General features: G+C 31.9%; 18 protein-coding genes and 2 tRNA genes. 10 read left to right on the plus strand and 10 right to left on the minus strand.

All coding sequences use genetic code 11. The features are described from left to right. The first annotated feature begins 28 nt into the window (after positions 1 to 28). Complete coding sequence (locus tag ACZ49Z_RS17370) at positions 29 to 2,182, plus strand: hypothetical protein (protein ID WP_464305569.1); 2,154 nt, start codon at positions 29 to 31, stop codon at positions 2,180 to 2,182. Between the two features lie 115 nt (positions 2,183 to 2,297). Here the strand turns inward: ACZ49Z_RS17370 and ACZ49Z_RS17375 are convergent, their stop codons facing one another. Continuing rightward, positions 2,298 to 2,996: a hypothetical protein gene (locus ACZ49Z_RS17375; RefSeq protein WP_464305570.1), complete on the minus strand. Its 699-nt coding sequence runs from the start codon at positions 2,994 to 2,996 to the stop codon at positions 2,298 to 2,300. Positions 2,997 to 3,097: 101 nt separating this feature from the next. Between ACZ49Z_RS17375 and ACZ49Z_RS17380 the strand changes: the two genes are divergently transcribed. Continuing rightward, complete coding sequence (locus tag ACZ49Z_RS17380) at positions 3,098 to 3,586, plus strand: STM3941 family protein (RefSeq protein ID WP_464305571.1); 489 nt, start codon at positions 3,098 to 3,100, stop codon at positions 3,584 to 3,586. Between the two features lie 124 nt (positions 3,587 to 3,710). Here ACZ49Z_RS17380 and glyA read toward each other — a convergent pair whose 3' ends face one another. Further along, positions 3,711 to 4,985, minus strand: a complete 1,275-nt coding sequence (gene glyA, locus ACZ49Z_RS17385; protein ID WP_464305572.1) for a serine hydroxymethyltransferase — start codon at positions 4,983 to 4,985, stop codon at positions 3,711 to 3,713. A 110-nt stretch (positions 4,986 to 5,095) separates the two neighbouring features. Here glyA and fahA point away from each other — a divergent pair, with 110 nt between their 5' ends. Next, positions 5,096 to 6,379, plus strand: a complete 1,284-nt coding sequence (gene fahA, locus ACZ49Z_RS17390) for a fumarylacetoacetase (RefSeq protein ID WP_464305573.1) — start codon at positions 5,096 to 5,098, stop codon at positions 6,377 to 6,379. A 157-nt stretch (positions 6,380 to 6,536) separates the two neighbouring features. On the opposite strand, the gene ACZ49Z_RS17395 is transcribed toward fahA, so the two are convergent. From ACZ49Z_RS17395 to ACZ49Z_RS17420, 6 genes are all read right to left on the minus strand, one after another. Further along, entirely contained in the window at positions 6,537 to 8,207 is a 1,671-nt protein-coding gene (locus tag ACZ49Z_RS17395) for an IS1182 family transposase (protein WP_464305574.1), read from the minus strand. 100 nt (positions 8,208 to 8,307) lie between these two features. Then, a tRNA-His gene (locus ACZ49Z_RS17400) sits at positions 8,308 to 8,383 on the minus strand. Between the two features lie 143 nt (positions 8,384 to 8,526). Beyond that, positions 8,527 to 8,602 (minus strand) — tRNA-His (locus ACZ49Z_RS17405). 74 nt (positions 8,603 to 8,676) lie between these two features. After that, positions 8,677 to 9,396, minus strand: coding sequence for a bacillithiol biosynthesis deacetylase BshB1 (gene bshB1, locus ACZ49Z_RS17410; RefSeq protein ID WP_464305575.1), 720 nt, complete (start codon positions 9,394 to 9,396; stop codon positions 8,677 to 8,679). A 100-nt stretch (positions 9,397 to 9,496) separates the two neighbouring features. Beyond that, positions 9,497 to 10,528 carry an isochorismate synthase gene (locus ACZ49Z_RS17415; protein WP_464305576.1) on the minus strand — a complete coding sequence of 344 codons (1,032 nt, stop codon included), beginning with the start codon at positions 10,526 to 10,528 and terminating at the stop codon, positions 9,497 to 9,499. Next, positions 10,528 to 10,953 carry a PaaI family thioesterase gene (locus ACZ49Z_RS17420; protein ID WP_464305577.1) on the minus strand — a complete coding sequence of 142 codons (426 nt, stop codon included), beginning with the start codon at positions 10,951 to 10,953 and terminating at the stop codon, positions 10,528 to 10,530. Before ACZ49Z_RS17420 ends, ACZ49Z_RS17415 begins: the two co-directional genes overlap by 1 nt. Positions 10,954 to 11,083: 130 nt before the next feature. Between ACZ49Z_RS17420 and ACZ49Z_RS17425 the strand changes: the two genes are divergently transcribed. The 7 genes from ACZ49Z_RS17425 to ACZ49Z_RS17455 all read left to right on the plus strand — a co-directional run bounded on the left by ACZ49Z_RS17425 (position 11,084) and on the right by ACZ49Z_RS17455 (position 21,760). Then, on the plus strand, positions 11,084 to 12,640 hold the full coding sequence (locus ACZ49Z_RS17425) for a hypothetical protein (RefSeq protein WP_464305578.1): 1,557 nt from the start codon (positions 11,084 to 11,086) through the stop codon (positions 12,638 to 12,640). 21 nt (positions 12,641 to 12,661) lie between these two features. Continuing rightward, the gene (locus tag ACZ49Z_RS17430) at positions 12,662 to 13,309 is read left to right on the plus strand and encodes a DUF1579 domain-containing protein (protein ID WP_464305579.1); all 648 of its coding nucleotides are present in this window, start codon (positions 12,662 to 12,664) and stop codon (positions 13,307 to 13,309) included. A gap of 100 nt (positions 13,310 to 13,409) precedes the next feature. Continuing rightward, positions 13,410 to 14,960: an endonuclease gene (locus tag ACZ49Z_RS17435; protein ID WP_464305580.1), complete on the plus strand. Its 1,551-nt coding sequence runs from the start codon at positions 13,410 to 13,412 to the stop codon at positions 14,958 to 14,960. 46 nt (positions 14,961 to 15,006) lie between these two features. Continuing rightward, positions 15,007 to 16,674, plus strand: coding sequence for a S8 family serine peptidase (locus ACZ49Z_RS17440; protein ID WP_464305581.1), 1,668 nt, complete (start codon positions 15,007 to 15,009; stop codon positions 16,672 to 16,674). Between the two features lie 184 nt (positions 16,675 to 16,858). Then, positions 16,859 to 20,530 (plus strand): phosphoribosylformylglycinamidine synthase, encoded by a 3,672-nt coding sequence (gene purL, locus ACZ49Z_RS17445; protein ID WP_464305582.1) that lies wholly within the window; start codon positions 16,859 to 16,861, stop codon positions 20,528 to 20,530. 95 nt (positions 20,531 to 20,625) lie between these two features. After that, positions 20,626 to 21,171 (plus strand): YcxB family protein, encoded by a 546-nt coding sequence (locus ACZ49Z_RS17450; RefSeq protein ID WP_464305583.1) that lies wholly within the window; start codon positions 20,626 to 20,628, stop codon positions 21,169 to 21,171. Further along, the gene (locus ACZ49Z_RS17455) at positions 21,143 to 21,760 is read left to right on the plus strand and encodes a hypothetical protein (protein ID WP_464305584.1); all 618 of its coding nucleotides are present in this window, start codon (positions 21,143 to 21,145) and stop codon (positions 21,758 to 21,760) included. The genes ACZ49Z_RS17450 and ACZ49Z_RS17455 overlap by 29 nt, the downstream gene beginning before the upstream one ends. A gap of 214 nt (positions 21,761 to 21,974) precedes the next feature. Here ACZ49Z_RS17455 and ACZ49Z_RS17460 read toward each other — a convergent pair whose 3' ends face one another. Continuing rightward, positions 21,975 to 22,622, minus strand: coding sequence for a DUF2306 domain-containing protein (locus tag ACZ49Z_RS17460; protein WP_464305585.1), 648 nt, complete (start codon positions 22,620 to 22,622; stop codon positions 21,975 to 21,977). A gap of 346 nt (positions 22,623 to 22,968) precedes the next feature. After that, the gene (locus ACZ49Z_RS17465) at positions 22,969 to 25,986 is read right to left on the minus strand and encodes a type I restriction endonuclease subunit R (protein WP_464305586.1); all 3,018 of its coding nucleotides are present in this window, start codon (positions 25,984 to 25,986) and stop codon (positions 22,969 to 22,971) included. Between the last annotated feature and the right edge of the window lie 7 nt (positions 25,987 to 25,993).

The raw sequence follows: 25,993 nt of genomic DNA on the forward strand, positions 1-25,993 counted from the left end.
AAACACAAAGAATTAAATATATACTATTATGAAAAAAATTTTTGTTATCCTATTTTTATTGGTTACAAATATTTTGACTTACAGTCAAAAAAATGACAAATACTATAATGAAATTAAAGAGACCTTTTGGGGTGATAATGATAAATTCAAAAATGTAATTGATATACCTGAAAAATGGAAAAATGAATCCGCAGTGTTTATAGCCAAGGAAGAGACTTATGAATATATTTATTTAGGAAAAGTACATGTTAAAAAGAGAAGTCATATTCGACGTAGAATCAAATTATTAGATCAGGCTTCTATAAAAGAATATTCAGAGTTTACGATTAATGAAAAAATGTCGGCAAAAAAGAAAGGAGTACTGGGTGATTCAGATGTTTTAGGTATTAAAATCATTAAACCAAATGGTACTGAATTTGAAATTGACACAAAAAGTAACATTAAAGTTGTTGATAATACAACAAAAATAGCAGTTCCTAATTTAGAAGTTAATGACATTATTGATATTTTTTATTTAAAAGAAGAAATTGATTATGGTTATTGGGGGCTATTCATATATGATGAAGTAGCAGAAACTTTACAAGACGAATATCCCATTATGAACTTTAAATTAGCCTTCTCATTAAGCAAAAAAATATACATGAACTTTAACTCTTTTTCAGGAGCACCTAAATTAGAGAAAGTTGAAAACACGAAGGATAAAAAAATAAATAATTATCAACTTATTGCAAAAGATATTGAAAAATATGAAGAGGTGTCATGGTATTATCCTTTGCTTGAAACACCATCATATAAATATTGTATTGCCTTTTCAAAAGCTACTAATAAAAAAGGGAAATCGTATCCTTTAATGTCAGAAGATGCAAATAATATTAAATCTACTGTAAATGAAATTGAAGTTTCTAATTTGACTAAAAACGTTTTAAGACCTTTTGGAAATTTGGGGGCTATTGAAGAGGCTTTAAAAGACAAAAAATTTAAAGATGATGAAGAAAAGATTCGCTATGTTTATTATTATATTAGATATCGTTATTTAACTAGAGATTTGGAGAGCTATAATTTAAGTAAATCTAAATCGCGCTATACAGGAAATTATTTTTTATCCCAAATAGACTATTTTAATATGTTGATGGCCATTTTTAAAGATAATAAAATTGAATACGATTTTGTTATAGCTAATAAGAAAAGTAATGGGAAACTAGAAGATATTTTTAGTTATAATGATGCAGAAGTTCTTATAAGAACAAAAACAAAAAATCCTATATATATTAGTTACTATTCGCCATTTTCAAACATTGATGAGTTTGATTCTCAAATAGAAGATACAGATGCTTATTTAGTTTCTCACAAAAATGGAGAAGAAATATTTGGGGCCACAAAATTTAAATTACCGACTAGTAAAGCCGAAGATAATTTATCAAAAACTATCACTAAATTTTCTTTAGACAATTTTGAAAAAGTAGTAATTAATAGAGAATTTAGCATAAAAGGAAATCTTAAATATAACGAACAAGTTGACAAACTGAATTATTATGATTATGTTCAAGAAGATCAAGAAAAATATGCAACAAAAAGAGATCTCAATTTCATAGAGAAATTACAAAAAGACAAAGTAAGAAATCAAGAAATTGAAGCCCTAGAAAAAAAGGTAAAAGAAGTTCAACAAGAACGACTTGAAAAATCAATAGCATCTGAATTCGATGTAAAAGAAGTAGATAATTATACTATTACAATTAAGAATACTGGAAGATACGGTAAAAATTCTTCATTTGACTATGAAGAATCATTTGAAATTAAAAATGAATTAATTAAAAAGGCTGGAGAAAATTACATCATTGAAATAGGGAAAATACTAACTTCTCAAAGAGAAATTTCTGAAAAGGAAAAAGATAGAAAATATAATATTTACATGCCATTTCCAAGAAGTTTTGAAAACGAAATTATTTTCACTATACCTGATGGATATGATGCTTATGGTGTAGAAAAATTAAATGCTAATGTTAAAAATGAAACAGGAGAATTCGTTAGTAAAGCAACTGTTGAAGGAAACAAATTAAAAGTTTCAATTAAAAAAACATATAACAATTCTTTTGAACCAAATAAAAATTGGAATTTAATGATTGAGTTTTTAGATGCTGCTTACCAGTTTACTCAGGAAAAAATTATTTTGAAAAAAGCATAACGTTTTATAATTCAATAACTAATTCGGTTTGAAATCAAAGAGGTTGTCTAATATTTTAGATAGCCTCTTTTTATTTCAAAATTAGACCTTTACCTCTTTCCTATAAAAAGAATATTCATTTTTCTCTTCTAAAAAGTAATTTTTCTAAATCTTCTGAAGAACACGCTGCTGTTCTATACGCTTTTCCTAAAGGTACTTTTTTATTAATGATCCATACAGAATCTTTCATTTTAAAATGTATTGAATCTGAAAAATAAACATTCAATTTGTATTGTCCAGAGATACTATCAATATCTCCTATGATTTCTTCTTTTCTAAAAATAAACTCTTTTGGATTTCCTTCAATAATTTCTCCTATGGATGCACCATAAACATCTCCATAAAAAGAATCCCATGAATGAAGTAACTTATTTGCTCCATTCGTATAGAACAAATAATTATTTTCTAAATCATCACAAGAAGTTTCTGTTAACTTGATAATTTTTAAAGTTGAACGCTCTTCTTTAAATAAATATTTACCTTCGAAAAATTCAGCTAAAATTTTTGATTCAATACTTTCGCTAAAATATTTTTCTTCTCCTTTAAAGAAATCAAATCTATATTTATATTTAACATCATCATCTACTTGCAAACTATCAATCAAGTAAACTAATGCATAGTCATCAAACTTAAGTAATTTCTCTTTAGTAAAAAAAACAGTATCTATTGCTTGAAAATTTACATTTTCTTTATCATTCTTTTCACTAACAATTATAGACTCTTTTTTACACGACATCATAATTGATAATAAAATCAACAAGGCAGATTTATTCATTTACAAATAAAATTAAATTAACAAACAAATATATCAAATCTTCTCATTGAGTTTCCAAACTCATTTTTAATTATATTTGAAAATCCTATAAATGACAAAATATGCAAGAAAGAAAATCAAATAAAGAATTTAAAATTTTCAGACCGAATAAAATAAAAAGTATTTTCTTATTATTAATCAGTAGTGTTTTTGTTTTTGGTGGTTATTTAATGTTAGAAGACAAACTTCTGGAAGGATGGTTCACAATTGTATTTTTTGGAATTGGAATTATTGTGTCGTTGATTCAACTTCATCCGAATTTAACCTATTTAAAATTAGATAAAGATGGCTTTGAAGTAAAAAGTCCCTTTCGTTCCAATTTTACAAAATGGTCAGAAGTTAAAAACTTCAACAAAGGCAGTATAAGAGGGAACAAAATGATTCTTTTTGATTATACTTCGGAGCATAAAAAATGGAATACAGGGAAAAAGATCGCACAATTTTTATCTGGTAATCAAGGTGCTATTCTATCCAATTATAATATAAACACCGACAAATTATTGGCTTTAATGATAGAATATAAAAGAGCAAGCAACCATAATCAGCTATAAGCAATTTTTTCTTAAAAAAAGGCGTCCAAAAACAACTATGTTGACAAACTGACTTTAATTAACAAATCAGAAAATCAATCTTAATGCTTTTGAACGCCTTAATTTTATTTTTTAAGCTGTTCAACTAAAAAACAAACATAGCTCTTTCACCCATCAATTCGTTTACCTCTTCGGCTACTTGTTCCAAAACAGCTTCATCTGTGTGATTCGTGATTACTTTATCGATTAGAGCAACAATTACTTCCATATCGTTTTCATCTAATCCACGAGTAGTAATTGCTGAAGTACCCACACGAATACCTGAAGTTACAAAAGGAGATTTGTCATCAAAAGGTACCATGTTTTTATTTACAGTAATTTCTGCTTTCACCAAAGCATTTTCTGCTTCTTTACCAGTAATATTTTTATTTCTCAAGTCTATCAACATCATATGATTGTCAGTACCTCCTGAGATAATTTTATATCCTCTACTCACAAAAGCAGCTGCCATAGCCTGTGCGTTCTTTTGCACTTGCATAGTGTATCTAAAGAATTCATCTGTTAAAGCTTCTCCAAATGCAACCGCTTTAGCAGCAATAATATGCATTAATGGTCCACCTTGATTTCCAGGAAAAACAGACATATCTAAAATATGAGACATCATTCTAATATCTCCTTTTGGTGTTTTTAAATCCCAAGGGTTTTCAAAATCTTTACCCATCATAATCATACCTCCTCTAGGACCTCTTAAAGTCTTGTGAGTCGTAGTTGTAACTATATGACAATGAGGAATTGGATCATTCAATAATCCTTTAGCAATTAATCCTGCTGGGTGAGAAATATCTGCTAACAATAAAGCACCAACACTATCTGCAATAGCACGAAAACGCTCAAAATCCATATCGCGAGAGTAAGCCGAAGCCCCTGCAATTATCATTTTGGGTTTTTCTGCTAAAGCAATCTCTTGAATTTTATCATAATTTAATCTTCCTGTTGCTTCTTCAACCCCATAAAAAACTGGTGAATATAATTTTCCAGAAAAATTAACAGGAGACCCATGCGTCAAATGGCCACCATGAGATAAATCAAAACCTAATATTTTATCTCCAGGTTGCAAACAAGCTGCAAAAACAGCGGTGTTAGCTTGAGAACCAGAGTGAGGCTGAACATTCACATATTCTGCTCCAAATAAAGCTTTTGCTCTATCAATTGCTAATTGTTCTACGATATCAACTACTTCACAGCCTCCATAATAACGCTTTCCAGGATACCCTTCAGCATATTTATTTGTTAATACAGAACCCGCAGCTTCCATTACTTGGTCACTTACAAAGTTCTCGGAAGCAATTAATTCAATACCGTGAATTTGTCTGTCTTGCTCGTCAAGAATCAGATCAAAAATTTGTTCGTCGCGTTGCATTTCTTAGTAATTCGTTAAAATTTATTCAAATTTACAAAAAAGGTTTGTTAAATAGCTAGTAAAGTTTATATTTGGTATATAATTTTTCAACAACAAACTAACATTATATTATGCCAAATATAGCGAATGACCCAAAGAGAAAATCATGGATAGAAGTGTCTAAAGACAGTGACTTTCCTATACAAAATATTCCCTTCGGAGTTTTCATAACTAAAGAAGATGTAATAACTATTGGTACTAGAATTGGTAATTCTGCCATAGATATGGGAGCTCTTCAACAACTAGGGTATTTTGAAGGTATTGATTTAACAGACGACATGTTCATGCAAGATACCTTGAATGATTTTATTTCGGATGGTAAAAAAACTTGGAGATTGGTTCGAAACAGATTGGTCGAAATTTTTGATATTGACAATCCAAAATTGAGAGACAACAAAAAGCATCGTGACGTGGTTATTTTCGACATGAAAGATGTTGAAATGCTTTTGCCTGTACAAATTGGAGATTATACCGATTTTTATAGTTCTAAAGAGCATGCAACCAACGTGGGTAAAATGTTTCGTGATCCAGAAAACGCACTATTACCAAACTGGTTACACATTCCTGTAGGATATCATGGAAGAAGTTCAACGATTGTGCCAAGTGGTGTAGCTGTAAAAAGACCAAATGGTCAAACTTTACCTGCTGGTGAAACACAACCTGTTTTCGGCCCTTCTAAATTAGTTGATTTTGAATTGGAAACGGCTTTCATTACTACCGATGCTAATTTAATGGGAGAACCTATTCCTGTTGAAGAAGCAGAAGATTATATCTTTGGAATGGTCTTGTTTAATGATTGGAGTGCAAGAGACATACAAAAATGGGAATATGTTCCTTTAGGTCCCTTTTTAGCAAAAAACTTTGCTTCTTCTATTTCTCCTTGGATTGTAACCATGGATGCTCTAGAAGCTTTTAGAGTAAAAGGTCCTGAACAAAACCCTACACCACTACCCTATTTACAACAAACAGGAAATCATGCTTTTGATATTAACCTTGAAGTTTCTATCAAACCTGAAGAAAGTGAAGAAACTATTGTATCGAAATCAAACTTTAAATACATGTACTGGTCAATGTCTCAACAGTTAGCACATCATACTGTTAATGGCTGTAGAGTTAACTCTGGAGACATGATGGGAAGTGGTACTATTTCTGGCCCAACACCAGATTCTTTTGGATCAATGCTTGAACTAACTTGGGGTGGAAAAAATCCTATTAAGTTAAATGATGGCACAGAGCGTAAATTCATTAACGATAATGATACTGTTATTATTAGAGGATATTGTGAAAACGAAGACATGAGAATTGGTTTTGGAGAATGTTCTAGTAAATTATTACCAGCAGTAAAAATTAAATAAGAAGTATTATTATTTTAAAAAAAAACAGTTGTAATTAATTTTACAACTGTTTTTTTATGTGGTAATTTATCAAATCCACAGGTTTTGGAGTCGATCCGTATTTTATATGAAAAAAATAGACATAAAAAAAGGGGCTGTCCGAAAAGGACAGCTTTTTTTATGTAGCTATTTTTAAGCTATTTTGTTTTGAAGAAAAAATAATAGCAAAATAACTTTGAGTTACTTTAACAAGGCAAATTTTAGTTTTAAAATAGGCTAGATAAGTGTGAATTTTGGTTTTGAAAACAAATTTTAGCAAGTCTGCCTTGAATGCATTCATTTTTCTAAAGTTGTGTCCAAGGGCCATTAGTAAAAACTCTAATGTTACTTTTTCTAATCCCTTCATTGTGAATCGATTGAATTTATTATTGCTTTTAAGTTGACCAAAAACCGCTTCTACCTCTATTGGACGTTTACTTCGATGTTCTAGTCCTTTTTCACTCATTAGTAGCTTTCTTGCTTTTTCTTTTAATTCATTTAATCGATGATTGACTGATAAAATTCTATTACCTTTTGATTGATGGCATTGACTTCGTAAAGGACATCCTTGGCATCTTTTGGCTTGATAATATGTAATTTGTGATTCATATCCAGTACTGGTTTCACGTTTTCCTACTCCTGTTTTTTGCATGATTTGACCCATTGGACAAACATAAAAATCGTGTTCTTTGTTGTAAAATAAATTTTGAACAAGAAAAGGATTGTTTTTTATCTTTCTTTTTTGTTCTTGATGAAAATAGTTATATTTCACATAAGCATCAGCTTGTTTTTCTTCCAGCATTTCATAGTTTTCTTCACTTCCATAACCTGCATCTGCAACGATTTCTTTGCTCTGTTTTTGATAGGCTTTTTCAAAACCTTCAAGATGAGAACTTAAGGTTGTAGTGTCATTTGTTGTTTGATGAATAGAAACATGTGTAATAAATTGGTTTTCAGTAGATATTTGCGGATTGTAAGCAGGTTTTAATTGACCGTTTTTCATATGATCTTCTTTCATTCTCATAAAGGTAGCTTCGGGATCTGTTTTACTATAGGAGTTCCTGTTTCCCATTGTAACCAAGTCTTTTTCATATTTTTCAAGCTTTGGAAGATGTTCCTCTTGAAGTTTTTGCAATTCTCTTGCCTGTTTTTTGGTAGGTTCTTTGAGTTTTTTATTAAGAATCGAAAGCTTTTCTTTTAAACTTTCTGAATCAATCGACTTTGGTAATTCTTCTATATTTAGTTCTTGATTATCAGATTGAATACTGTTTTCAATAGTCGATAAAATATGACTAATTTTAATTTCTAGTTTTTCTTTATATTTCTCAACGGAGCCTCTCCATACAAAAGTATATTTATTAGCTTTGGATTCTATTTTTGTACCATCAATATACTGAACATCTAGGCTTACATATTTCATTTCAACCAACATTTTTACCACTTCTGCAAAAAGAGTTTGAATGTGATTTTTTAGAACTTTACCCCTAAAATCGTTTATCGTTCTAAAATCGGGAGTTGAATTACCCGAAATATACATAAAATGAATGTTTTCCTGAAGTGCTTTTGCAATTTTTCTGCAAGAATATACATTAGATAAATAACTATAAAACAATACTTTAACCATCATTCTTGGATGATAAGCAGAAGTACCTCCACCTTTATAGTGTTTTAAAATTTCACTTATATCTAACTGATTAACAACTTGTTCCACTAAGTGAACTGGATGGTTTTGCGGTATTCTATCGAAAATATTGATAGGAAATAACTCTGGAGAATTGCCTGTTTGATTTTTAAAAACTATCTTAGCCATTGTGTATTTTTGTGTCAACTCTAAGATACTAATTTTAGAGATAAAATACAACAAAAAAAGGCTGTCCTTACTTTTTGGACAGCCTCTTTTAAGTCAATTAGGGTGAATGATGGGGCTCGAACCCACGACCCTCGGTACCACAAACCGATGCTCTAACCAACTGAGCTACAATCACCATTTTTTAACGAGTGCAAATATAAGAACTTTTAAATTATCTCCAAACTTTTTTATTGTTTTTTCTAAAGAAAAATAATACCAAAATCAGAGAATTATATATAAATAAAAAAGTCCTGAAAATTCAGGACTTTTAAGCTAATTAGGGTGAATGATGGGGCTCGAACCCACGACCCTCGGTACCACAAACCGATGCTCTAACCAACTGAGCTACAATCACCATTTGTTTAACGAGTGCAAATATAAGCGCTTTTATTATACTTACAAAGGTTTTTTAAAGTTTTTTATACTTTTTTTACATCAATTTACTTAAGTCATTGACAGCTAAACACCTTTCAACCGTAAAACCTTCTGCATAATCGACACCAACTAATCTACCTAGGTCTTGTGCGCGATAGGAAATTGAATCTAAAAAGTTTTTAGAAGTAATTGGGGTTGCTGGTTCTTTAGAATCTGTATTATAAAATTGCGATCCATAGGCTAAAACAGATTTAACTTTGACATCTATAAAACCAGTAATATCGACTACAAAATCTGGTGTTAAATTTTTCCATTGAATGTAATGATAAACTTGTTTTGGACGCCAAGCTTCTTGTTTTATTCCATTTTCATCGTAGGTTACAATTTTTGGTAATCCAGAAAGAAAACAAGCATCGCTCACCAATTTGCTCCCTTTGCCATGATCAATATGGCGGTCATCTATTGCATTGCAAAGTACAATATCTGGTTTATACTGTCTAATCTTTTTAATAACGGCTATTTGGTGTTCTTCATCATTCACAAAAAAACCATCTCTAAAACATAAATTCTCTCGTATTGACACTCCTAAAATTTGAGCAGCAACAGCAGCCTCAGCATCTCTAATTTCTGCTGAACCTCTTGTTCCAAGTTCGCCTCTAGTTAGATCAATAATTCCAACTTGCTTTCCTAAAGCTATTTCTTTGGCTAGGGTTCCTGAACAACTTAATTCTACATCATCAGGATGAGCACCAAAGGCTATTATATCTAATTTCATAAGTTTACATTTATTATTTTGAATTAAGAAAAATCTCGTTTTACAAATACTATATTGGTCTTAATTTTGGTAATTCAATTATTTAAAACAATTGTATGTTTCAACAAATTATTTGTAGCATTGTAGCTAATTTATTTTCGGTTTCATAAAATTCTTTTTCTGGTAAGCTGTCTTTTGTAATACCACAACCAACATATAAATTAACTTTATTTTCTTCAACCTCCATACATCTCAAGTTAACATATATATCCGATTTTCCATTTCTATTCCATTCTCCTAAGAAACCAGCATAAAATTTTCTATCATAACCTTCTTCTTTCAAGACAAATGCCATAGCTTCTTTCTTTGGTAAACCACAAACAGCAGGTGTTGGATGCAACACATGGAGCAAATCTTTAGCCAATTCATTACTTTTTAAACTTGCTGTAATATCTGTTTTAATATGAGCTAAAATACCTGCTCTAACAGTATAAGGATTAGAAACTACAATCTCATCTGTAAAAGGTGTAATTTCATTGATTATATAATCGGTTACAAATTGTTGTTCTTGCATTTCCTTATTTTCCCATAGAATAGCGTCTTTAAACAATTGCGTGCCGGCTAATGCTACAGTAGCAATCGTATTCTCTTCGATTTTTAGTAATTGTTCTGGTGTTGCACCCATCCACATTCCTATTTTAGGATGAAAAAACAAATACCGAAATGCACTTTTATATTGTATTAATAGTTTTAAAAATGTTTGCTTAAAATTCAGAGTGATTGGTAAACTTACCTTCCTAGAAATCACCACTTTTTGAAACTTATTGTCAACAATAGCTTGAACACTTTTTTTTACTAAATTTTCAAAATCATTTTTTACAGGAGCGCTTGTTGCTGTCTTTTCAAAAGAAAAATCTGTAAGCTTTATTTCCTTAATACCTTCAGAATAAAAATCACACTTATTCTCGCTTAAAATATATTTTTCAGTTTTAGCAAAAGGAACAAAAACGAAACCATTTTGACCTGTAAACAATTCCAAAGAAGCATCACGCTGAAAAAAAGCGTTCAAAACATCAGAATTAGGAGTAGCATAAACCACAAAAGGCAATTTTGATTGATAATGAGTCGCTATTTTATCTAAAATTACTTGCATTACCTTTGCCTTTTAGATAGAACCATATTAGTTAATTTGCATAACGAAATCAATTGTTCTTTTTCATCTACTATTCTAATTTCCCAAAGATGAATACTTTTCCCTTTATGAATAATTTTAGCCGTTGCATAAACAATCCCTTCTCTCTTACTCTTTAAATGGTTGGCACTAATTTCTATGCCTCTCACTTCAAATTTTTCAGGATCAACAAACATTAAGGAAGCAGCACTTCCAACACTTTCTGCTAAAGCAACAGAAGCACCTCCATGCAACAAGCCCATTGGTTGATGAACTCTGGGATTTACAGGCATTTTTGCAGTTAAAAAATCATCACCTGCATCTATATATTCAATTTCTAATGTTTGCATTAATGTGTTTTGAGACATCTTTTTGCAAACAGCTAACATTTCTTCTCTATTAAGCATTATAATTCTGTTTGCTACAAAAATACAAATTCTAACAAGTTTAATCTGTATAACAAAACAATATATCTTTCGTTATACTTTAAAAAAATAATTACTTTTACAATTCCAATATTATTAATAGTACACTATAATGAAAAATTACTTTTATATATTCATACTTTTATTTTCAATATTATTTTCATGTCGTAATGACTTTAATTTTGAACCAAGCACGGGAGGATTAGGTTTTTCAAAAGACACAGTATATTTAGATACTGTTTTTACGAACATAGGATCTAGCACTTATACCTTAAAAGTATATAATAAAAGTAATAGAAATATAGCAATCCCAAAAATTCAATTAGGAAAAGGGAACAACTCTAAATACCGTTTAATGGTAGATGGCATTCCTGGAAGAGTTTTTGAAAATGTTGAAATGTTAGCGAAAGACAGTATGTATATTTTTATTGAAGTTACCACAGATGTTGCTAATGCCAATCCTACCGATTTTTTATATACAGATCAAATCCTTTTTGGAGAAGGTAGTCAAACACAAAAAGTAGAATTAGTGACACTTGTTCAAGATGCCTACTTTATTTTTCCACAACGCACACAAAATCCAGATAATAGTTATACTTATGAATCTATTAATCTAGGTGTTGACAACAATGGAAACCCCATTGCAATTAGAGGAACTGTTCTTGACGAAACCGATCCAATAAATGGGAATGAATTGCACATGACCAACTCCAAACCCTATGTCGTTTATGGCTATGCGGTAGTGCCCTCCAACAAAACTCTGGTAGTTGATGCCGGAGCAAGAGTGCATTTTCATGCCGAATCTGGATTGATTGTTGCCAATAATGCCTCAATACATGTGAATGGAACCAACTCAACAACAGCTGCTTTAGAAAATGAAGTAATTTTTGAAGGAGACAGATTAGAACCTAATTTTTCCGAAGTTCCGGGGCAATGGGGTACAATTTGGTTAAGTCAAGGAAGTACAAATAATCAAATTAAAAACTTAACAATAAAAAATGCAACTGTAGGCTTGCTGGTAACAGGAAATGATAGCACTCCAACACCCACATTAGATATTCAAAATACTCAAATTTATAATTGTTCAAACGTGGGTATTTTAGCACGAACTGGAAATATTGATGGAAAAAATGTAGTAATAAATAATTGCGGACAAACAAGTTTAGCTTGTACTTTTGGCGGAAGCTATGATTTTACGCATTGTACTTTTGCTAATTATTGGAGCACTCCTAATCAAACTTCTTTAATAATAGATGATTATGATGGCAATCCTATTTATGCCTTAACACAAGCTAATTTTAATAATTGCATTTTCTATGGAACAACTAATTATTCTATTTCATTAAAAAAAGAAGGAACAGACGCTAATTTTAATTATCAATTCAACAATTGCTTGATTAAGTTTAATGATTTTAGTAACCAATTCACCACACATCCAGAATACCAATTTTCAGGAAGTAACTATAATAATTGTTTGATTGCAACCAATTCGAACACAAACAAACCCGATTTTAAAAACGGAAATAAAAACCAACTACAAATTGGGGAAAATTCTGCGGCCAAAGGAACTGCAAATTTTAGTTTTTCAACAGGAACAAAAGATATTCTTGGGCAAATTAGAACTAATCCTTCTGATATTGGTGCCTATAATTTTATTATATTTGATTAATAATCAACAAAATATTCAATTATGAAAAAATCAGTGCTACCTCTATTACTTATTGCAATTACTTTTACAGCATGTAAAAAAGAAGAAACAAAAGGAACTCCCAACGAAACAGCTTTAGACTCAACAGAGATTGCCATTGAAGAACCTGTTTCAATTCCAGATTCGGCTACAATAAATAAAGCATGGATGGATTATATGACCCCTTCAGATATGCACGCAAACTTAACTAAGGACAATGGTATTTGGGATGAAGAATTAACGATGTGGATGAGTGCAGACGCACAACCAGAAACCACGAAAGCAACAGCCGAATACAGAATGATTCTTAATGGATTGCATCAGGAAATGATTCATAAGGGAGATTTTATGGGCATGCCATTTGAAGGAAGAGGTATGATGTCTTTTGATAATGCATCACAAGAGTACATTTCTACTTGGATAGACAATATGAGTTCTGGTATTACTATTATGAAGGGAAAATTAGATAAGGAGTCTAATGTTTTAAAAATGGAAGGACAAAGCATTGACCCTGTAACAAAAAAAATGAAAGTGATGAGAGAAGTAATTACTTATATTGACAATGACAATCACAAACTAGAGATGTTTGATACTGGTTATGACGGAATAGAATATAAAACAATGGAAATTGTTTTAAAAAGAAGAAAATAATTATACTATATTATTAATAAAAATGTTAATAATTTAACAATGCGTTAATTTTTAATATTGTTTTTGTGTTTACATTTACCCACAATTAAACACAACTATCATGAAAAAAATTAACGCATTCTTTTTTGTAATACTTTCTGTATGTATTACTTACGCACAAGCTCCTTCCAGCTACTATTCCTCAGCTACTGGCAGTGGCTATACCTTAAAAACACAGTTATACAACATCATAAAAAACCATACTAATAGAGGTTATAGTGGACTATGGACTACATATAATACCTCGGACAGAGACCATCAAAATGAAAATGACAATACTATTTTCGATTTATACTCTGAAATACAAAACGGGAGAGATCCTTATAATTTTACTTATGGATCCAATCAATGCGGTACTTACTCTGTAGAAGGAAACTGCTACAATAGGGAACACATGATTCCGCAATCGGTATTTAATTCTGCTTCACCAATGGTTGCTGATGCTCATTTTATACCTCCAACAGATGGTAAAGTAAATGCTATTCGTTCCAACTATCCACATGGTAATGTTGCCACAGCTTCAATTACAACAAGAAATGGAAGTAAGCTTGGTTCAAGTGCTGTTTCCGGCTACTCAGGTACTGTTTTTGAACCTGTAGACGCTTTTAAAGGAGACATTGCTAGAATGTATTTTTATTTTGCAACACGCTACGAAAACACCGTTGCTGGCTATTCCTATCCTATGTTTAACAACACCAGCAATCAAGTTTTTACAACGGCTTTTTTAAATATGCTATTAACTTGGCACCAACAAGACCCTGTGAGTGCTAGAGAAATTGAGCGTAATAATGCTATTTATGCCAGACAAGGCAACCGAAATCCTTTTATTGACAATCCAAATTATGTTAATTTAATTTGGGGAGGAACATCTGGAAATGGAAACACTGGAGGAGGTAACGTAATTACAAAATCGGATTTATACTTTTCGGAATATATAGAAGGATCTTCAAACAATAAGGCGATTGAAATTAAAAACGAAACGGGTAATAGTATTAATTTAGCATCGTATTCTATTAAAAAACAAACCAATGGTTCTGGTTCTTGGAGTACTGGACTAACTTTGACAGGAACATTAGCAAATAATGGTAAATATGTAATTGTTAATAGTGCCATTTCTTCAAGCTGCTATTCAACTGCAAATCTATCCACAAGCGCTACTGAAATGGCTTATAATGGTAATGACCCTATAGGATTATTTAAAAATGGAGTATTAATTGATGTAATAGGTACTTATAATGGGGGTTCATCAAACTTTGCTGCTGACATTACCCTAAGAAGAAAAAGCACAGCAACAGCCCCTAAAACATCATTTAGTACTAGCGATTGGGACACTTACAGCATTGACACTTGTAATGGCTTAGGCAATAAGACAGGAAATAAGGTTTCAAAAGAAGCAAATGAGTTTAAAATTTTCCCTAATCCAGCAAATGGAGCTTTCACAATTGAGGGCGAAAACAATTTCACCATAGAAATTTATTCAATTGTGGGGCAAAAAGTACTTGAAAAAGAAGTTATTTCATCAGAAACTATTTCATCTTTAGAAAAAGGAACCTATTTAATTAAGATGACTACAAAAGAGAATAGTAGTACTCAAATTATCATCGTAAATTAAATATAAAAGAATTTAGTAGTTTTGTATTAGAAAAAAAAAAATCAAAATGAAAAAAATTATTCTATTATTTTTAATTACAATAACCACATGCTTTGGGCAAACTCAACCCGAAACAATAAGAAACCAAATCATTATAAAAATCAACAATGCACATTATAATGAAAGAAGCGTTCATTTAGACAAAAAAGTATTCGGTATAACCGAATTAGACAAAGTGAACCAAACCAATAGCATTCAAAGAATTGAAGCTATAGGCAAACAACAATTTACTAAAACATTCTTAATTACGTTTTCAGAAAATAAAGATATAGCAGCATTGTGCAAACAATATAGTAATTTGAACAGTATTACCTATGCAGAACCGAACTATATTGCTTATGGAGGTGGCATGGAAAACAAATTCAATACGCTTGCAACCTTTCCAAATGACACCTATTTCAACCGTCAATGGGGGCTATATAATGATGCTTCCTTATCGGGAGTTGGTACTATAACATCTGATGCTGATGTTGATATGGAACTCGCTTGGGATATTCAAACAGGCGATCCCAACATGATAATTGCCATTCCTGATAGTGGCTTGAAAATGAATCACCCAGAAATTGCTTCACGTTTATGGATCAACACAGCAGAAGTGCCAAATAATGGTATTGACGATGATAACAATGGTTTAATAGACGATATTAATGGCTGGGATTGGGTAAACAGTGATAATGACCCAACCGATGATCACGGACATGGAACCAATGTTATTGGTATTATTGGAGCAATTCCTAATAATAACAATTTGTTTACTGGAGTAAATTGGAATAGCAAAATCATGCCTTTAAAAGTACTAAATGCTAGCAATAGTGGCAGTTATGCTTCAATGGCAAATTCGATATATTATGCAGTTGATAATGGAGCAAAAGTTATTAGTTTTTCAATTGGTGGAAGTTCGCCTTCAATAACATTAGAAAACGCGATCAACTATACTAATACTAACAACGTTTCCTTCGTGGTCTGCATGATGAACTTTAATAATAATACAACCTACTACCCTGCTGGATATTCCACAGTCTATAATAATGTAATTGCTGTGGGAGCAACCAATCCTGATGATACCAGAACAGCACCATTCTTTTGGAGTACAACAAGCGGCAGTAATTATGGCCCCCATATTAATGTAGTAGCACCTGGAAATTATATCTATGGTTTAAGCAGTTCTAGTGATACGAGTGGCTCATCCTATTGGGGAGGAACCTCTCAGGCAACACCACTAGTAGCAGGGGTAGCATCATTATTATTTGCTCAAAATTCGAACTTAACTCCCCAACAAGCACGAGACATTTTACAAACTACTGCCGAAGATCAAAAAGGGTCTCCTAGTGAAGATACTCCCGGATTTGACAACTACCACGGTTGGGGAAGGATAAACGCTTACCAAGCCCTACAACAAGCCACATTAAATAGCACTAGTTTTGAAAATGACAATCAAGCAATTAAAATTGTAAACCCTGTAAGAAACAAAAAATTAGAAATTTTCAATACAGGAACTTATACAGGTGATTTTACAATTACTATTTATACCATTCAAGGACAAAAAATAACAAGTCAAACTGTAAATTTAGCACAAGACAACACTTTTTTAGATTTCAATCATGCTTCAGGAATGTATATTCTACAAATTGAAAATAAAAATTATAAAAAAATTGTAAAACTGACAGTAAAATAATCGTTCAATGCAATTAAAAACCTCTAAAATCCTATCGTTTTCTAATGATAGGATTTTTTTGTTACTAACTTTGTTCATTATGCTTTGAACTTCAATTTTTTTAAAATAAATTTGCACACTAAACAACAACTCCCTAAGCGAACCGAATTAAATGGAACGCAACAGGATAAAACAACACAACACAATGATTCATTTTTTCGGAAACGAAACCGCTACTCTATTTGCTGTTCAATCTCAAAATGAACTATCAGTAGAAACTGTATCAAAATTAAATTGGCTTTTTAACGCTTCTTTACTTGTAGATAATCAAAATAAAGCTCAGGCATCAATTGATGCTTTTTTTGTTGGCCCTAGAGCAGCCATGATTACACCTTGGAGTACTAATGCTGTTGAGATTACTCAGAATATGGGGATTGAAGGTATTATTAGAATTGAAGAGTTTGAGAAAGTAGCAGCAGATTTTACCGATTTCGATCCGATGCTTTTCCAAAAATTCTCAAAATTAAATCAAGAAATTTTTACTATTAATATTTCTCCTGAAGCTATTCTTGAAATTGATGATATTGCAAAATACAATCAAACAGAAGGGTTAGCTCTAAACGAGGAAGAAATTGAGTATTTAAATAATTTAGCTGCGAAAATAGGACGAAAGTTAACAGATTCTGAAGTGTTTGCTTTTTCACAAGCGAATTCGGAACACTGTCGTCATAAAATTTTCAATGGAACTTTTGTTGTTGATGGCAAAGAAAAAGAAACATCATTATTCAAACTAATTAAAAAAACATCGTCTGAAAATCCAAACGACATTGTTTCGGCCTATAAAGATAATGTTGCTTTTATAAAAGGACCAATAGTGGAGCAATTTGCTCCAAAATCGGCAGATAAACCTGATTTTTATGCCAAAAAAGAGTTTGAATCGGTACTTTCTTTAAAAGCAGAAACTCATAATTTCCCAACCACTGTTGAGCCATTCAATGGTGCTGCAACGGGTTCTGGAGGAGAGATTCGTGATCGCTTAGCTGGTGGACAAGGTTCCTTACCTTTAGCTGGAACTGCGGTTTACATGACTTCTTATTCTCGTTTGACGAACAATAGAAGTTATGAAAATGGTATGGCTGAAAGAAAATGGTTGTACCAAACTCCAATGGATATTCTAATCAAAGCTTCTAACGGAGCATCTGATTTTGGAAATAAATTTGGACAACCTTTGATTACGGGTTCTATTCTTACTTTCGAACATGAAGAGCAGGCTCGTAAATTGGGTTACGATAAAGTAATCATGCAAGCGGGTGGAATTGGTTACGGAAAATTAGACCAAGCCATAAAAAAGAAACCTCAAGAAGGTGATAAAATTGTCATTTTGGGTGGTGAGAATTATAGAATTGGAATGGGTGGAGCTGCTGTTTCTTCAGCAGATACAGGAGAATTTAGTTCAGGAATTGAATTAAATGCTATCCAACGTTCGAATCCTGAAATGCAAAAACGTGCTGCTAATGCTATTCGTGGTTTAGTAGAAAGCGATAACAACCCTATCGTTTCTATTCACGATCATGGTGCTGGTGGACATCTGAATTGTTTATCGGAACTAGTGGAAGAAACAGGAGGTTTAATCGACTTGGATAAACTACCTGTAGGAGACCCTACTTTATCGGCTAAGGAAATTATTGGTAACGAATCGCAAGAAAGAATGGGATTGGTTATTGGTAAAAAAGATATTGACACTTTACAACGCATTGCAGAAAGAGAGCGTGCTCCTATGTATCAGGTGGGTGATGTAACGGGTGATCATCGTTTTACGTTTGAAAGCAAAACTACTGGTGCAAAACCTATGGACTATGCTTTAGAAGATTTCTTTGGAAGTTCTCCTAAAACTATTATGACGGATAAAACGATAGATAGAAATTATTCAGAAATAGTTTATTCGCAAGAAAATATACCTACCTATTTAGAAGAGGTTCTAAAATTAGAAGCCGTTGCTTGTAAAGATTGGTTAACGAATAAAGTGGACCGATGTGTAGGTGGAAAAGTTGCCAAACAACAATGTGCTGGACCTTTACAATTGCCTTTAAACAATGTAGGTGTCATGGCTTTAGATTATAATGGAAAGGAAGGTATTGCTACTTCAATTGGGCACTCCCCTATTGCTGCTTTAATTGATCCAAAAGCAGGAAGTAGAAATGCCATTGCTGAAGCTTTGTCTAACATTGTTTTTGCTCCTTTAAAAGACAATTTAAAATCGGTTTCATTGTCTGCCAATTGGATGTGGCCTTGTAAAAACGAAGGTGAAGATGCTCGTTTGTATGAAGCGGTGGAAGCGTGTTCGGAATTTGCCATTGAATTAGGTATTAATATTCCAACTGGGAAAGATTCGCTTTCTATGAAGCAAAAATACCCTAATGATGAGGTAATTGCTCCTGGAACTGTAATCATTTCTGCAGTAGCCAACTGTAATGATATTACTAAAGTTGTGGAACCTGTTTTCCAAAACGATAAAGGTTCTGTTTACTATATCAATTTATCGCAAGATACTTTTAAATTAGGTGGAAGTTCGTTTGCGCAAATACAAAATAAGATTGGTAATGAAACTCCAACTATAAAAGATAGTGCGTTCTTTAAAAAGGCTTTCAATGCTATTCAAGAAGCGATAAAAGCCAATTTAATTGTTGCTGGACATGACATAGGAAGTGGTGGTTTAATTACTACTTTATTAGAAATGTGTTTTGCCGATGTAAATGTTGGTGCTGCATTGGATTTTAGTTCGTTTGCAGAAAAAGACTTAGTTAAAATCCTTTTTGCTGAAAATATTGGAATTGTTGTACAAGCCAAAGACGATGCTGCCTTTGAAAAAGCGTTAGCAGGTGTTGAAGTATTCAAACTAGGAAATGTCGTAGCAAGTAATGAATTAAACATTACGCACAACGCGCAACTTACAACCTATAACGTTTCACAACTAAGAGAAATGTGGTTTGAAACCTCTTTCCTACTTGATCAAAAACAAACCAAAAATGGAAAATCGTTAGAACGTTTTGAAAACTTTGCCAATCAACCGTTGCACTATACGTTCCCAACTCACTTTACTGGATTAGCTCCTGTTATTTCGAATGGAACAAGACCAAAAGCGGCTATTATTCGTGAAAAAGGAAGTAATTCGGAGCGTGAAATGGCAAATGCGATGTATTTGGCTGGTTTTGATGTTAAAGACGTTCACATGACCGATTTGATTTCGGGTCGTGAAACTTTGGAAGACATTCAGTTCATTGGTGCTGTTGGAGGATTCTCTAATTCGGATGTATTAGGAAGTGCTAAAGGTTGGGCTGGAGCCTTTCTATACAATGAAAAAGCTAATACCGCTTTGAAAAACTTCTTCAAAAGAGAAGATACTTTATCGGTTGGAATTTGTAATGGTTGTCAATTGATGATGGAATTAGAGTTGATTAATCCAGAGCATGAAGTGCATGGTAAAATGCAACACAACGATTCGCACAAACACGAAAGTGGTTTTACTTCGGTAACGATACAAGAGAATAATTCAGTGATGTTGAAAACCTTAGCGGGAAGTACATTAGGGGTTTGGATTTCACATGGTGAAGGAAAATTTAATTTGCCATACAGCGAAGACCAATACAATATTGTTGCTAAATATGGATACGAAAGCTATCCTTCTAATCCAAATGGTTCTGATTATAACACAGCCATGATGTGTGATGCTACAGGAAGACATTTAGTAATGATGCCACATATTGAGCGTTCTACTTTCCCTTGGAACTGGGCGCATTATCCAAAAGATAGAAACGATGTGGTTTCTCCTTGGATTGAAGCTTTTGTTAATGCAAGAGAATGGATTGAGAAGAAATAATATTTTTTAAATGATATAAAAAACAGCCTCAGTTTCTATAATTGAGGCTGTTTTGTTTTTGGAAATGTTTTATATTTACTCCATTAATTTTAGCTATGAAAATACAACTCAGCCTAGACAAAAACGATTTTTTAGAATATCAATTATATACCGATTCAAAGAATAAAAGAAGCAGTAAAAAGAAGCAAAAAACATGGTTAATGTTAACTTTTTCTTTTCTTTTATTTGCTGTAATTACTTTCTATTACCATGATAAACAACTCAGTTATTTACTTTTTATTATTACTATAATAACATTCCTTTTTTTTCCTTTTTATCAAAGAAAACAATATAAAACTCACTATTCTAAACATATTGAAGAAAATTATTATAATCGTTTTGGACAAGAATCAACTTTAAACTTTGAAGAGGAATATATCACTTCTAATGATGCTAATTTTGAAACTAAAATGAATTATACAGCATTTGAAGAATTAAATGAAATTAAAAACTATTATTTTATTAAATTAAAAACAGGAGGAAGTCTAATAATACCAAAAAGCAAATTGACAAATTCAGAAGAATTCTACCTAGAAATAAATAAAATCGCAGATACATTCAACTGGAAGAAAAATGTGGAATTGGATTGGAAATGGAAATAACATGAAAAAACTACTTCAAACAATCATTCTATTCTATTCTATTGCTAGTTTTAGTCAAAATATAGCTGAAATTAATTCTAACCTTAAAATTTCAGATAGTTTAACACATCAAAAAGAAATTAGAATTTATAAAAAAGAGGGCACTACAAATTATAGTGAACTCCTACATTTGTATTTTGAGAATAATAAATGGACAGCAATACACTATAAATATTATGCTACTCTAAATGAAAAGAAAGCACCAACAATTGAACGATTTAAACTAAAAACAAATGAGGACCTAGACTTGGTTTGGTTAAAAATTTTGGCTACCAATGTTGAATATTTGCCGAATCAATCTGATATTGACTACAAGCTTCGAGGAAAATTAGAAATTAATACCTTAGCTAACGGAGAATATGAGTATGGCTATAAAACCATCGCCCTTATAGATGGAATGGGTTACACCGTTTTTATCAAAAATTATAATAAAGTAAACAAAGTAACTTACAATAATCCTGAAAAGTATTTAGAATTATATCCTGATGTAGATGAGCTTATAGATTTTTGTAGTTTATTAGCTTTATTTAATCCCCTATTTACACTTTAATCTAACGTGAATTCGATGTAAATTAATTGGTTTTCTTCCGTCACATCGAGTGTTTTCAATGTAGCTTGTGGAATTGAAAATGTATCGAGATGTTATAAATATCCTATTCATTAGCTTTCAACACATTTTTTACTCCATTTTATTACATAAAAAACACTCAAACTGAAGAAAAACCTTTGTTTATTTATACTTCTTTAATTTTTTTATATCGAACTCACTTTAACCTGTTATGCAACTGTTTTTTATTCACTTTTCTAATCCAATATACAATTATAAAACCACCAATTATACCTGGCACAAACCAAGCATAGATGCTTGAAATGAATTGATTGACTACAACAAATGCAGTTGTTGCACAAATATAGGCACCTAACATTTTTCCAAGGTGTAGTTTTAACCCACTTTCTTGTAAACGTTGCGGGTTTTTGAATAATTGAAGGTCTCTTATAGAGAAAAATAGGCCTACAGATCCAAAAACGAATAGTAAGATATTGATTTTTTTAAAAAACAAAATGGGTATTACAATCATTAAAACCCCCGTACTAATCATTATTCTTGCTATCCATTTATCTATCTTTAAATCGGGATGTTCTTGTTTGAACCGAATGGCTCTATATCCTGACAAAACAAAGTAGAGGCTAAAGATGCCCATTGCAAATAGAAAAATATTATAGTGGTTAGGCAACACTGCTATGATCATTGCTATAGTAGCAGAGAACAACATTGTATAATAAAAGATTTTTCCTGTTTTTTTATGAAATTTTGTTCCTTTTTTGAATGCTATAGACATTAGTCCAAATACTAAGGCAGCAGTTCCAAAAATTACATGGATATAGATGCATACTTGAATTATATTTTCCATTGTTTTACTTTTAAATCCAAATTACAAATTATTAGCAACAAAATAAAATCACCTTGTTCAATACGATTCTCCTATGTGATCAAAATAAAACTTTTACGATTAGCATTTAATCAAAATTACGCATTAGACTTTGTTATGAGGGAAATAGATGCAAAATAGTTGCCTAGAAGGGAAGTTTTGCCTCACAAATGTAGCATTGAGGACGTAAAACGGAGTACAGAAGCAAATATAAAGCAGCTATTTTTCGTAATAGAATTCAAATGCTTAATTTGAGTTTAAATAATATAAAAACGTTACGCTAGAAAAAAACACTCCTGTCCTCTCACTAAACGAATTATTTCTTTTATTAAGCTCTCCATTCTTTAAATTGACCTTCTGCTTGTTCCATAATTTCTTGAAGAATTGCGTTTAATTCGGTTAAACTTACTTTACCACGTAATTCTTTTTTGACAGCAAGTCGTATCGCTGCTTTAGCATCTTCTTTGTTAGTCCAATCAATTTGAAGATTACTTTTAACTGCTTTTACAACAGCATGAACAATATCTTGAATAGGACCCGATTCCTTAATAATATCTTTTTTTGTTGACAAAATATCATAAAAAGCTAATTCTTCATCAGATAAACCTAATTCAGATTTTCGTTTATCTTCATCTTGCATTTCTTTTGCTCTTTCAATTAACTCTACTATAGTAGTATAAGAATCAATGGCATTGGCATGATATTTATCAATTACTTTTTCTAATTCTTCTTTTAATGAAGTATATTTCTTAATGTTTTTAGGCAAACGCATTTTGATTTCGTCTTTCAAAATATTTCTCAATAATTCTATCTTGATTTGAATACTATCTTTATCTTTCTTCACACCTAATAAAAAGTCTTCATCTAAAATAGAAATATCGGCTCTTTCTATTCCTGCCATGGCAAATACATCAATTATATCATCTGATTCTATGCTTCTACTAATGAGTTCTTTTACTTTTTCGGTTGCCTTTTTAGTAACTCGTTTCGTTGATTTTGCATTACGAATGGCTTTAGAAACATGTTGTGTAAACAAAACATCTATTGCATACTCTTGTATTTCAGGTTGCGATTTTACAATCGATAACAAACCCGTTAATTTCTTTTCTTCTAACATAAATCTATCCGAAGTTTCATCATATTTTAACAAACTATTCAAGGCTTTTTTTACTAATAAAACTTTGTCACTCTCTCGTAATGCTTTCCAATTTTTATAGTCAATTTCCTTGGGCAACATTGTTTTACAAAGGGTAACTTGGTTATAAAACATATTTAACGCTTGTTCCATATCTAAAGTAGGTTGTCCTTTTCCTCCTCCACCAGTATATTTATCGGTTGCTTTTTTAAGTTGGTCACCAATACCAATATAATCTACAATTACACCTGATGGCTTATCTTTAAACACACGGTTTGTTCTTGTAATAGCTTGCATTAAATTATGACCTTTCATAATTTTATCTACATACATAGTATGCACACAAGGCGCATCAAATCCTGTTAACCACATATCACGAACAATAACTATTTGTAAAGTATCTTGTGGATTCCTAAAACGTTTTTTTAAAGCCTCAGTTGCCTCCTGCGTTCTAATATGCTGATTCCATGATTGAGGATCCTTAGAAATATTACCCGTCATAACAACCGCTATCTCAGGACAACCTTCTAATTGCGTTAAAGCATCAAACATTTTGACACTATTTCTACGACTCATACATACAATCATAGCTTTGCCTGATAAGGTTTGCGTACGTTTTTGATAATGTTCCAAAATGTCTTTTGCAATTTTTGCAACACGTTCTGTAGATCCGGCAGCGTCTTCAACGGCTGCCCATTTTAAATTGGAAGCGTCTTCTACTTCAGCAGTTAATGCATCAACCTCATCATCAATAGTATCATTGGTTAAATGCAATTTAGCTAAACGAGGTTCATAGTAAATAGGCACTGTTGCTTTATCATCAACAGCTTGTTTAATATCATAGATATGAATGGTATCTCCAAAGACTTCTTGGGTATCTGCGTCTTTACTATCTACTGGTGTTCCTGTAAAACCAATAAAAGAAGCGTTGGGTAGCGCTTTACGTAAATTAGAAGCAAAACCATCAAGCAAGCCATATTGGGTTCTATGAGCTTCATCAGCCATAACAATAATATTTTCACGATCCGATAAGATAGGATGTTCCATTTCACCTAATTTTTCATCGGTTCCCATTTTTAAACGGAACTTTTCTATAGTCGTAAAAATCACGCCACCACTTCCTGCTGAAAGTAATCTTCTTAAATCATCTGTTGAATTAGCATGTTGTACATCGCCTACTAAGTCTTTGGCTAACACAAAGTTTTCATACAACTGAAAATCTAAATCGCTACGATCTACTTGTACTACGATGGTTGGATTTTTCAATTCGGGTAAACTTCTTAAAATACCAGTGTAAATTGCCATAGAAATACTTTTCCCACTACCTTGGGTGTGCCAAATAACACCAATACGTCCATCACCATAAGGTTTAATGGCTCTTTTAGCCGCTTCAACAGCAAAATTTACTCCAAAAAACTGGTGGTATTTTGCTCCTTTTTTTATTAAAGTCCCATTATGGTCTTCAAAAAAGACAAAGTTTTTGATATAATTTAATAGGCGTTCTTTTGGAAACAATCCAAATAACAACGTATGCATCTGGAAATCATCTTCATTTACGGTTTCTTTTCCATCTATACTTTTCCATGCCGCATACCACTCTGTAGTAGCATTAAACATACCGTGTTGGGCTTCGTTACCATCGCTAATAATAGTGATAACATTGTATTCAAATAATTGAGGAATATCTTTGGAGTAATGTTGGATTTGGTTATGTGCTTCTTCTAAATTGGTATTTTCGTCAAACCAGTTTTTTAGTTCAAAAACAAGTAAAGGCAATCCATTAATATAAATAATTATATCGGGGCGTCGTTTATTTTTTCCTTTAATACTCAATTGGTTTACGACCCAAAACGTATTGTTTTCAGGATTTTGATAATCTATCGGATAAACGTGTACAGCCTTTTCATTTCCGTTTGCATCTTCATATTGATAATCTAATCCTTTGGTTAACTTTAAATGGAAATCTCGGTTGCGATACAATAGATCTGCTCCTTTGTTATTTATAAACTCCGCCACAATTAACGGATACAACTCTTTAGGCAAATGAGGATGTTGCATTTGTATAAAAGCCAACAATTCCTCTTTTAAAACCACTTCGGTTTCATTATGATTCAAATTATATCCTAATTTATGAGTATAATTTAAATCTTCTAACCATTCTATAGTTGCATTTTCAATAACGGCTTCTGTTGTCATAAATGTTATCATCATGGTGAGT

Source organism: Flavobacterium sp. KY-23415 (genome assembly GCF_055384985.1).

What these genes read in the sequence shown, in the direction of transcription:
- ACZ49Z_RS17460 (WP_464305585.1), bottom strand. Translation starts at nt 22,622, where the DNA reads ATGGAAAATATAATTCAAGTATGCATCTATATCCATGTAATTTTTGGA.
- ACZ49Z_RS17420 (WP_464305577.1), bottom strand. Translation starts at nt 10,953, where the DNA reads ATGCTTAATAGAGAAGAAATGTTAGCTGTTTGCAAAAAGATGTCTCAA.
- ACZ49Z_RS17465 (WP_464305586.1), bottom strand. Translation starts at nt 25,986, where the DNA reads ATGATGATAACATTTATGACAACAGAAGCCGTTATTGAAAATGCAACT.
- ACZ49Z_RS17375 (WP_464305570.1), bottom strand. Translation starts at nt 2,996, where the DNA reads ATGAATAAATCTGCCTTGTTGATTTTATTATCAATTATGATGTCGTGT.
- ACZ49Z_RS17450 (WP_464305583.1), top strand. Translation starts at nt 20,626, where the DNA reads ATGAAAATACAACTCAGCCTAGACAAAAACGATTTTTTAGAATATCAA.
- glyA (WP_464305572.1), bottom strand. Translation starts at nt 4,985, where the DNA reads ATGCAACGCGACGAACAAATTTTTGATCTGATTCTTGACGAGCAAGAC.
- ACZ49Z_RS17430 (WP_464305579.1), top strand. Translation starts at nt 12,662, where the DNA reads ATGAAAAAATCAGTGCTACCTCTATTACTTATTGCAATTACTTTTACA.
- ACZ49Z_RS17395 (WP_464305574.1), bottom strand. Translation starts at nt 8,207, where the DNA reads ATGGCTAAGATAGTTTTTAAAAATCAAACAGGCAATTCTCCAGAGTTA.
- ACZ49Z_RS17425 (WP_464305578.1), top strand. Translation starts at nt 11,084, where the DNA reads ATGAAAAATTACTTTTATATATTCATACTTTTATTTTCAATATTATTT.
- ACZ49Z_RS17455 (WP_464305584.1), top strand. Translation starts at nt 21,143, where the DNA reads ATGTGGAATTGGATTGGAAATGGAAATAACATGAAAAAACTACTTCAA.
- bshB1 (WP_464305575.1), bottom strand. Translation starts at nt 9,396, where the DNA reads ATGAAATTAGATATAATAGCCTTTGGTGCTCATCCTGATGATGTAGAA.
- ACZ49Z_RS17435 (WP_464305580.1), top strand. Translation starts at nt 13,410, where the DNA reads ATGAAAAAAATTAACGCATTCTTTTTTGTAATACTTTCTGTATGTATT.
- fahA (WP_464305573.1), top strand. Translation starts at nt 5,096, where the DNA reads ATGCCAAATATAGCGAATGACCCAAAGAGAAAATCATGGATAGAAGTG.
- ACZ49Z_RS17380 (WP_464305571.1), top strand. Translation starts at nt 3,098, where the DNA reads ATGCAAGAAAGAAAATCAAATAAAGAATTTAAAATTTTCAGACCGAAT.
- ACZ49Z_RS17415 (WP_464305576.1), bottom strand. Translation starts at nt 10,528, where the DNA reads ATGCAAGTAATTTTAGATAAAATAGCGACTCATTATCAATCAAAATTG.
- ACZ49Z_RS17440 (WP_464305581.1), top strand. Translation starts at nt 15,007, where the DNA reads ATGAAAAAAATTATTCTATTATTTTTAATTACAATAACCACATGCTTT.
- ACZ49Z_RS17370 (WP_464305569.1), top strand. Translation starts at nt 29, where the DNA reads ATGAAAAAAATTTTTGTTATCCTATTTTTATTGGTTACAAATATTTTG.
- purL (WP_464305582.1), top strand. Translation starts at nt 16,859, where the DNA reads ATGATTCATTTTTTCGGAAACGAAACCGCTACTCTATTTGCTGTTCAA.